Origin of the sequence: Mycobacterium sp. 1245805.9, assembly GCF_001672915.1 — a bacterium.
In the GTDB taxonomy this organism is placed as follows: Bacteria; Actinomycetota; Actinomycetes; order Mycobacteriales; family Mycobacteriaceae; genus Mycobacterium.
The window spans coordinates 1-7,900 of the sequence record NZ_LZKR01000105.1 but is presented as its reverse complement, the minus strand read 5'-3'; the positions used below and the strand labels follow the sequence as shown (position 1 = coordinate 7,900).

The window sequence follows — 7,900 nt, the reverse complement described above, 5'->3', positions numbered from 1 at the left end:
GCCGTCCGGCAGGGTCACCGCGGTATGACCGCCGTTCCAGCCGATGACCAACGCGTTGGGTGCGGTCCCGTACTGGAAGCCCCGCTGCAACAACGCGGCTTCCTCGTTGCCGGTGTTGAACCTGCTGCCGAACACCGGCCTGTCAGTCGCCGCGTTGGCGACCCACGAAGCGAGCCCAGAGCAATCGGTCCCGGCGGGAGAATCTCCACCCGGAATATAGGGCGTCCCGGAGACCTGATTGATAAGTCCCATCAATGTCGCTAGTACAACCATGGGCAGGCACGCTAGCAATTACATTCGTGGCGTTCCAAAATTTGTGGTCTTCGTCATGCGTAAATGACGCAATGGCGTGCGCCACATCGATAGCGAATCGATAACCGGCCAGCAAATTTCTAGACGAGAAACTCCGTCGACCGGCGAGCTCAGCGGGGCTGCAAGATCACGACCGGAATCTCGCGTTCGGTCCAGCTCTGGTAGGTGTCGAAGTCCGCGTAGAGCTCGACCAGTCGCGGCCACAGCCGGGTGCGCTGCGCCGCGTCGGCGGTCACCGCGCGCACCGGTCGCCGCTCTCCCCCGATTTGAACGGTCGTATCGGGGCCGGCGACCAGATTGCGATACCACTGCGGATGGTTCGGCAGCCCACCTTGGGAGGCGACCACGACCACGTCCTGCCCGTCGCGCAGATACAGCAGCGGCACCGTGAACCGCTTGCCCGATTTGCGGCCCCGGTGGTCGAGCAGCAGTGTCGGCACCGGCTTGCGGAAGCCGGCGCCGATCCGCCACTTGCCCCCGATGCGCCCGTTCGTCTTCCGGTACACCCACACCTGCGCCCTGCTCATGTGGCGGAAGATGACCGGCAGCAGCGGCGAGTCCAGCTGCTCGGGCCGCCTGGGTGCGGTCATTGCAGCGCCACGCCGAGTTCCTGGCCGAACACCTTGATCATGTGCTGGACGCCAATCTCGTTGCGGCCGATGATCATGTGGTCGTGCTGCCCGTGCCTGACGCCCTGGCCGCACTGGGGCAGCATCGCGAAGTCCTCGTCGCGAACGGCCGCGTGCACCCCTTCGTAGACCGCGTCGTAGCCCGCCCTCATGTCGTCGTTGGTTGCCGGGACCCGGGCCATCCAGCTGTGCCGGACCGTGCAGCGCGTCGGCTCACCGTCGGGCAGGATGTCGATAATCTCCACGCCCACAGGGCTGTTGGCGAGAATGAGATTCGGATACACCCAGTAGATCACCCCCATGTTCATCAGCGGTTCCGTCGAAGCGGTGGGGTCGGTCTCGACGTTGGTGATCCAGTTGAACGGAAAGCCGATGCGATGATGCCTGCCGAACTCGTCATAGACCATCGTGTTGGCCAGGGTGTTCTGCCCGATGAGGCTCTGTCCGTGGACGTAGGGAAAGTGGTATCCCTCGGCGAACGCTTCCAGCGCGCCCTTCCACGACACCTGCGAGGTGAACTCGCGCTGCGTGTGGTACCCGTACGCCTCGTAGTTCCACAGCGCCAGCTCGGCGTCGAAGGCGCCGAGGTGCGCGTCCAGGTCGATGCTCGAATCGGCGGTCAGCACCGCCCAGACGAAGCCGTGCCGCTCCTCGGACGGTAGTTCCACCAACCCGTATTGCTTGAGATCCATGGAATCGAAGCCGGCCTTGCCCGGAACCATGAGCAGCTCGCCGGTGTTCCGATATGTCCAGGCGTGATACGGACATACGAACCGCGACGCGTTGCCGGAGCCGCAGGCGGGCATGGCCCCACGATGGCGGCAGTAGTTGAGCAGGACGTGGCTGGCGCCGGAGCGGTCTCGGGTCACCAGCAGCGAATCGCCCAGCACCGAGCGGACCACGTAATCGTTCTTTGCCGGCACCTGCGCCGACGGGACGATGGCCAACGGCACCTTGCGTAGGATCTGAGCCTCTTCGATCTCGGTGATCTTCGGATCGCGGTAGTAGTGCAGCGGCACCTTGAGTTCCCGCTCGGCCAGGTCCGTCGTGCCATCCAGCGCGTGGCGCAACCCTCGCCGGGTCAGGTTCTCGTCGGTTCCCCTCACCGGACTTTCGGTCGGCGACGACATCGTCTGACCATACATCCGGGATAGTTTGTCTTGTCAAGGTTCGAGGGCCCTTTATGCGACGATCACGCAATGCGACGCCACGGCTGGTCCGGGGACATCCCGGCGGACGACGAGGAAGCGGTCGCTCGCATCATCGACACGGCGCGCAGCGCCATCGGCCAACGCGGCACCGTGAGCGTGTCCGAGGTCGCCCAAAGCCTCGGCGTGACGCGCCAAACCGTCTACCGCTACTTCCCGACCCATGAGGCGCTCTTGGGTGCCACTGCCCTCTCGGCCGTCGACGCCTTCCTGAATCGGCTCGCCACCCATCTGGGGTCGATCACCGACCCCACCGAGGCGGTGGTGGAAGGCATCGCCTACACCTACGAACAGATCGCCCACGACAAGTACCTCAGCCTGGTATTGCAGCCGGGTAAGGCCAGCGCCCTGACCGCCGGGGTGACCTCGGACATGGCGATCTCATTCGGCAGGTCGATCTTGGAAAGGTTCGAAGTCGACTGGGCCGCAGCGGGATTCACCGAGGGCAAGCTCGATGAACTGGTCGAGGTCATGCTGCGCATGCTGCAGTCGCTGATCGTGGACCCCGGCCGCCCCGTGCGCAGGGGGAAGCGGCTGCGGGCATTCCTGGCGGACTGGATCGCACCGTCTGTGCGTGCGCACGCCGTGGCGCGGCGCTGAATCGGCGAATTCACTTCGCCGACAGTCAAACTCCGAACTTGGCGCGGGCCGCCTCGCTGACGGGCGTGAAGAGGTTGACGAGGTTGCCGTCCGGATCCCGGAACAACAGCGCCCGGTTTCCCCACGGCATGGTCGTCGGCTCCTTCACGATCTCGGTCACACGCTCGCGCAGCCGCTCGTATTCGGCGTCCACGTCCTCGACCAGGAATTCCACGATCGCGCTGCGGTTGGCCGCCGGCTCGGCGGATCCGGCGCCGAACAGCGGTACCGTCTTGTCGCTGCCGATGGCCAACGTGCCGACCGGCGTCGGGATCTCGGCGAAAAGCTCGTTCGCCCATGCGGCGGAGACTTCGGTGACCATCTCATAGAAGCCGACCAGCCGATTGACGTCGGCGGTGATGATGCGGGTCGAAACGAACTTCATGGGCCCTCCCTGTGGCGGTGTCTTGCGTCGACGCCAGGCTAGGCGGCCCCTCCGACAAGCCTCCGACAAAAGGGCTACACCGGGGTCCAAATCCCGTTGTTCCAGAATCCCCACGCGTTAACGGTCGGGTTCCACATCAGCCGAGCCCCGGGCGCCCACGGCGGCGGGGGCGGCTGCGGCGGCGCCCACCCAGGCGGTGGCCCCCAGGGTCCCCAGCCCGCCGGACCCGGCAGGCCTTGCCAGTCGTGGCATTGATGCCAGTCCCAGTTGTAGGCCGTGCCCCAGGCCGGGTTCCATTGATCGCCGGGGCACCAGTGATTGCTGGGGACTGGAGCCGGAGCCGCCTGCGCAGAGGGGCCGGAGCCGCCGGCCAGTCCGAGGGCCAACAAAGCCACCCCGCCTAGTACGCCCGCGTACCTGCGAGCCCACGGTCTCGTTTGGTTTACCGACGACATCGCTAAGTCGCCGTCCCGTCATCCCGCGAAGCAGCCCCATCCTCGAGATCTCGTCGGGTTTCAGCCACCGCACGCCTGATTTCGGCGTTCTCCCGCCTGGCGGCGGCTTCCCGTCGCTCCACCCGCTCGTCGACGCGCCGTTGGCGGTCGCGCTCGCGCTGCGCGGTGGTGCCCTCGCGTTCGTCGGCACGCAGCTCGCGGTCGTCGGCCGCCTGCTCGCGATCGTCGGCGATTTGGTCCCGCTCGTCGGCGACGCGTTCTCGTTCGTCGGCGACGCGCTCGCGCCTCGAGAGCTCAGTCTCACGCCGCGCGACAGCCTCCTCGCGGCTGTCCAACTCAGCACCGCGCTGCGCGGGTTCGCCCAACGCGTCGGCATCGCTGACAACGACCACGACCTACCTTAACGCTGCGGGGCCCCGACGTGAGTGGCGAGCCCCGTGGTTATTGGGTAGGCAGCGTTCGCCTCGCCTGCCTGGCGACGCCGGGCACCGAGTTGGCGAGGTCCGGACGACGTATGGCAAACGCACGAATTGCACGATAGAACGACCAAAGTTGGCGGGGAGTAGGGACTTTCGGGATCCACGCCAACTCCCAATGAATCCCGTTGATGGGATCGTCGAAGAAAACAGCGTAGTAGCCCGGCCAGTACTGCGGGTACTCCTTCGGCTCGTCGGTAACCGGGATGTCGTGCCTGACCAAGAACTCACAGTGGAAGCGGTCGACTTCTCTTCTACTCCGGGCCCATAGCGCGATGTGATTGATGCCGACCTCCTGGTCGCGGTGCGTCAGCTTGTTTCCGGTACGGGCGGGCTGAATGCCGATGTAGCTGTGCGGGTTGACATGACGCGTCATGTAATAGGTCGACTGGTACTCCATATTCAAGGACGAGAAGCTGCTGTATCCGAGCCAGCCGAACAACGCGTCGTAGAAGGCAATCGAGTCGTCATAGTCCAGCACGGCAAACTCGACGTGACAGACACCGCGCCACCGCATCATGCCTCCTCGAGACGGCTTTACTACATAACGTAGTACCTTTGGCCGCCGGCGGCGATCAGCTGCATCGGCGTTTGACCCCTAGGTGTCCCGGGTATCAGATCGGCGTTGCACAACCCGCCCTACAGGAGGTGCAGGCTCTGATGTTGTCCGGCGCCATTAACAACCTGATCTGGATTCTGGTCCTCATTGCGATCATTGCGGTAGTGATTGCCGTCGTCCGGGCGGTGATGAGCCCCCGGGATGCCGCCGTCGTGGAGCGGCCAGTCGTGGAGCAGCCGGTTGCGCGCCAGGCCGCGCCTGTCGCCAGTGGTTTGGCGCCTGGCTGGTACCCGGATCAGAACGACCCGAGTTTGATGCGTTACTACGACGGTCGGGTTTGGACGGCGCAGACTCAACCTCACGCGTAAACGTAGACGCTGAACCGGAACTCGACGACGTCCCCTACTTCTGCCCCTCCAGCAGGTGGGCATACGGGTCGTCTTCGCCACCAACGGATTCCGGCATCGGGTAGTAGGTCTTGATGAGCAGGTTGCCGTCGTCGTCCCAGGCGAACGTCTCGATGCTGTAAGCCATTTGGACGTTCGGCTCGGTACCGAAGTGGTTCTCGCACACCCAGGCCATCTCGTTTCCGTTGACCTGCACGGTGATCATCTTGATCTTCAGGATCGATTGGAACATGTCGAAAGCCTCCGAGGTGGCGGTGGCGAAACCGTGCTTCTCCTCGGTGCCGACGGGGTCGAACATGCGGACCTCACCGGGGCAGATCGTGCGCCACGACGCCACCCACTCGTCCTTCTTGCCCGCGTTCCACAAGTCGGCGTGTTTGGCAGCGTGCGCCAAACGAGCCTGACGGCTCGGAACCTTGCTCATCTCAGCACCATCTCCGCTCACATCAACGTGATGCCCACGATAGCTGGACACCTGTCCAGTTGGAAGGGCCCACTGCTTGGGCCGCCCGCTAGACGTTGAACCGGAACTCGACCACGTCGCCGTCGGCCATGACGTAGTCCTTGCCCTCCATGCGGACCTTGCCGGCCGCCTTGGCCGCCGCCATGGAACCGGCGGCGATCAGGTCGTCGTAGGACACGATCTCGGCCTTGATGAAGCCCTTCTCGAAGTCGGTGTGAATCACCCCGGCCGCCTTGGGCGCGGTGTCGCCTTGGTGAATTACCCACGCACGCGCCTCTTTTGGCCCCGCCGTCAGGAACGTCTGCAGCTTGAGCGTGTGAAAACCCGCCCGGGCCAGCGCGTCGAGCCCGCGCTCGGTCTGCCCGATCGACTCCAGCAACTCGGCGGCCGACTCGTCGTCGAGCTCGACCAGCTCGGATTCGATTGCGGCGTCGAGGAATACGGCATCTGCCGGCGCGACGAGCTCGCGCAGCTGCGCGACCCGCGCCGCGTCGGTCAGCACCGCCTCGTCGGCGTTGAAGACGTACAAGAACGGCTTGATGGTCAGCAGGTTCAGTTCGCGCAGCAACGAGACATCACTTCCCGCGGCGAACAGCGTCTTGCCCCCGTCCAGCACCGCCTGCGCGGCCACGGCGGCGTCGTGCACGGGCCTGCGCTCCTTGTTGGTGCGCGCTTCCTTCTCCAGCCGCGGCAGCGCGCGCTCGAGCGTCTGCAGGTCGGCCAGGATCAACTCGGTCTCGACGACCTCGATGTCGGACTTGGGATCCACCTCGCCCGCGACGTGGGTCACATCGTCGTCGGAGAACACCCGAACCACCTGGCAGATGGCGTCGCATTCGCGGATGTGGGCCAGGAACTTGTTGCCCAGCCCGGCCCCCTCCGACGCCCCCTTGACCAGCCCGGCGATGTCGACGAACGTGACCGGCGCCGCGACGATGCGCTCGGAGGAGAACAGCTCCGCCAGCTTGTCCAGCCGCGGGTCCGGCAGCGAAACCACGCCCTCATTGGGTTCGATGGTCGCGAACGGATAGTTCGCCGCCACCACGTTGTTCCGGGTCAGCGCGTTGAACAGCGTCGACTTGCCGACGTTGGGCAGGCCCACGATTCCAAGGCTGAGGCTCACGGGGAACCAAGTCTAAGGGGCCGCCCGCGGTGGCACGCCAACCGGCGCTAACAAGGTCTTTACGAGCGTTTCGGCTCATTCCCGGTACGGTCTACATGTGTCAGAACGGCGGGAAAGATCGGCGGTTGAGGCCAACCACCGCTCGATCCACCCCAGGATCCCGGGAGTGCCGTGGTGGGCGGCCCTGCTCATCGCGGTGTCCACGACCGCGATCGGGTACGGCCTCGACGCCGGGATGGGTCACAAGGACCTGACGCACGTCTTCGCGGGCTTCTATATAGCCGGCTGCGTGGCCGCGGTGCTGGCCGTGCGGCAGGAGGGCGTGTTCACCGCGATCATTCAGCCACCGCTGATTCTGTTCTGCGCGGTGCCCGGCGCCTACTGGATGTTCCACGGCCGCAAGCTCGGCAACCTCAAGGACCTGCTGATCAACTGCGGCTATCCGCTCATCGAACGCTTCCCGCTGATGCTGGGCACCGCCGGCGGCGTGCTGCTGATCGGCCTGGTGCGCTGGTATTTCGGGAAGGCGGCGCCAACGGCCGCGGCCGGCGCCAAGGACGAGGCCGCGACGTCGCGGACATCCCATTCTTCCGTCAACGGCATTGGCGCGAAACTGAATTCGCTCTTTGGCCTGGCTCCTCGCGAGGACGAGGCGGAGGACGCACCGGCCGCCGGGTCCAAGCGAAGCCGCGCGTCCGGCCGCTCCGCGAGCGCCGCCTCGACGGGCCGCCGGGCGGGCGCCGACAGGTCCGCCGCACGTTCGAGCCGAACCCACTCCCGCCGGGCGCGACCGCCGCTTCCCGACGAGGGTGAACCCGCGTCCGAGCGGCCGCGGCGCCGGCGCCCGGCACCGCCCCGTGACTTCGACCCCGCCGAGCCCCCGCCGCGGCCGCGTCGCCGCCAGAGGCCGCCGGCCGATCCCGACCCGCGCGAAACGCGTCGCGAGCCGCGGGCCCGCCGCGATCCCTACGACCGGCCGGCACCCCGGAGCAGCCGCTTCGACGCCTACGAGCCCTACGAGCCGCCCAGCGCGCCCGAGCGTTACGACCGGTACGAGTCCTACGAGCCCCGGCGCCGACGCCCGGCTCCGAGCGGCAATGGCAACTCGACCCACCACCCGATCTCCCGGGTGCGCTATCGCGGGGAAACCCCGTTGAACGAGCCCAGGGAGCCGAGAGCCGAGCGCCGGGGTGGGTCCCGCGCGTCGCGCGGGTTTCCCGCGGAATCCTGGGAGTACGAGGGCT

At 66.2% G+C, this 7,900-nt stretch carries 11 protein-coding genes and 1 pseudogene; 3 read left to right on the top strand and 9 right to left on the bottom strand.

Annotated elements, in window-relative coordinates:
- From A9X00_RS15165 to A9X00_RS15155, 3 genes and pseudogenes are all read right to left on the bottom strand, one after another.
- Nucleotides 1-273 (bottom strand): annotated as a pseudogene (locus tag A9X00_RS15165) (C40 family peptidase); the annotation flags it as partial.
- A 149-nt stretch (nucleotides 274-422) separates the two neighbouring features.
- Entirely contained in the window at nucleotides 423-902 is a 480-nt protein-coding gene (locus A9X00_RS15160) for a nitroreductase family deazaflavin-dependent oxidoreductase (protein WP_067154701.1), read from the bottom strand.
- Nucleotides 899-2,071 (bottom strand): aromatic ring-hydroxylating dioxygenase subunit alpha, encoded by a 1,173-nt coding sequence (locus A9X00_RS15155; protein ID WP_067154708.1) that lies wholly within the window; start codon nucleotides 2,069-2,071, stop codon nucleotides 899-901. The genes A9X00_RS15160 and A9X00_RS15155 overlap by 4 nt, the downstream gene beginning before the upstream one ends.
- Before the next feature lie 69 nt (nucleotides 2,072-2,140).
- Between A9X00_RS15155 and A9X00_RS15150 the strand changes: the two genes are divergently transcribed.
- Nucleotides 2,141-2,749, top strand: coding sequence for a TetR/AcrR family transcriptional regulator (locus tag A9X00_RS15150; protein WP_067154699.1), 609 nt, complete (start codon nucleotides 2,141-2,143; stop codon nucleotides 2,747-2,749).
- Between the two features lie 25 nt (nucleotides 2,750-2,774).
- Here A9X00_RS15150 and A9X00_RS15145 read toward each other — a convergent pair whose 3' ends face one another.
- From A9X00_RS15145 to A9X00_RS15135, 4 genes are all read right to left on the bottom strand, one after another.
- Nucleotides 2,775-3,173, bottom strand: coding sequence for a VOC family protein (locus tag A9X00_RS15145; protein ID WP_067154695.1), 399 nt, complete (start codon nucleotides 3,171-3,173; stop codon nucleotides 2,775-2,777).
- Nucleotides 3,174-3,247: 74 nt separating this feature from the next.
- The gene (locus tag A9X00_RS31350) at nucleotides 3,248-3,628 is read right to left on the bottom strand and encodes a hypothetical protein (protein WP_082975280.1); all 381 of its coding nucleotides are present in this window, start codon (nucleotides 3,626-3,628) and stop codon (nucleotides 3,248-3,250) included.
- Nucleotides 3,629-3,630: 2 nt separating this feature from the next.
- Nucleotides 3,631-4,020: a hypothetical protein gene (locus tag A9X00_RS29920; RefSeq protein WP_082975278.1), complete on the bottom strand. Its 390-nt coding sequence runs from the start codon at nucleotides 4,018-4,020 to the stop codon at nucleotides 3,631-3,633.
- Between the two features lie 49 nt (nucleotides 4,021-4,069).
- Nucleotides 4,070-4,621, bottom strand: a complete 552-nt coding sequence (locus A9X00_RS15135) for a VOC family protein (protein ID WP_067154705.1) — start codon at nucleotides 4,619-4,621, stop codon at nucleotides 4,070-4,072.
- Between the two features lie 41 nt (nucleotides 4,622-4,662).
- Here A9X00_RS15135 and A9X00_RS30795 point away from each other — a divergent pair, with 41 nt between their 5' ends.
- Nucleotides 4,663-5,031 carry a DUF2510 domain-containing protein gene (locus A9X00_RS30795; protein ID WP_156772104.1) on the top strand — a complete coding sequence of 123 codons (369 nt, stop codon included), beginning with the start codon at nucleotides 4,663-4,665 and terminating at the stop codon, nucleotides 5,029-5,031.
- A 34-nt stretch (nucleotides 5,032-5,065) separates the two neighbouring features.
- Here the strand turns inward: A9X00_RS30795 and A9X00_RS15125 are convergent, their stop codons facing one another.
- Both A9X00_RS15125 and ychF read right to left on the bottom strand, forming a co-directional pair.
- Nucleotides 5,066-5,494, bottom strand: a complete 429-nt coding sequence (locus A9X00_RS15125) for a hypothetical protein (protein WP_067154686.1) — start codon at nucleotides 5,492-5,494, stop codon at nucleotides 5,066-5,068.
- Between the two features lie 88 nt (nucleotides 5,495-5,582).
- Nucleotides 5,583-6,656, bottom strand: coding sequence for a redox-regulated ATPase YchF (gene ychF, locus A9X00_RS15120; protein ID WP_067154683.1), 1,074 nt, complete (start codon nucleotides 6,654-6,656; stop codon nucleotides 5,583-5,585).
- Nucleotides 6,657-6,753: 97 nt separating this feature from the next.
- Between ychF and A9X00_RS15115 the strand changes: the two genes are divergently transcribed.
- On the top strand, nucleotides 6,754-7,900 hold a 1,147-nt coding region (locus A9X00_RS15115), incomplete at its 3' end, for a DUF6542 domain-containing protein (protein WP_156772103.1).

What these genes read in the sequence shown, in the direction of transcription:
- A9X00_RS15160 (WP_067154701.1), bottom strand. Translation starts at nt 902, where the DNA reads ATGACCGCACCCAGGCGGCCCGAGCAGCTGGACTCGCCGCTGCTGCCG.
- A9X00_RS15155 (WP_067154708.1), bottom strand. Translation starts at nt 2,071, where the DNA reads ATGTCGTCGCCGACCGAAAGTCCGGTGAGGGGAACCGACGAGAACCTG.
- A9X00_RS15150 (WP_067154699.1), top strand. Translation starts at nt 2,141, where the DNA reads ATGCGACGCCACGGCTGGTCCGGGGACATCCCGGCGGACGACGAGGAA.
- A9X00_RS15145 (WP_067154695.1), bottom strand. Translation starts at nt 3,173, where the DNA reads ATGAAGTTCGTTTCGACCCGCATCATCACCGCCGACGTCAATCGGCTG.
- A9X00_RS31350 (WP_082975280.1), bottom strand. Translation starts at nt 3,628, where the DNA reads ATGTCGTCGGTAAACCAAACGAGACCGTGGGCTCGCAGGTACGCGGGC.
- A9X00_RS15135 (WP_067154705.1), bottom strand. Translation starts at nt 4,621, where the DNA reads ATGCGGTGGCGCGGTGTCTGTCACGTCGAGTTTGCCGTGCTGGACTAT.
- A9X00_RS15125 (WP_067154686.1), bottom strand. Translation starts at nt 5,494, where the DNA reads ATGAGCAAGGTTCCGAGCCGTCAGGCTCGTTTGGCGCACGCTGCCAAA.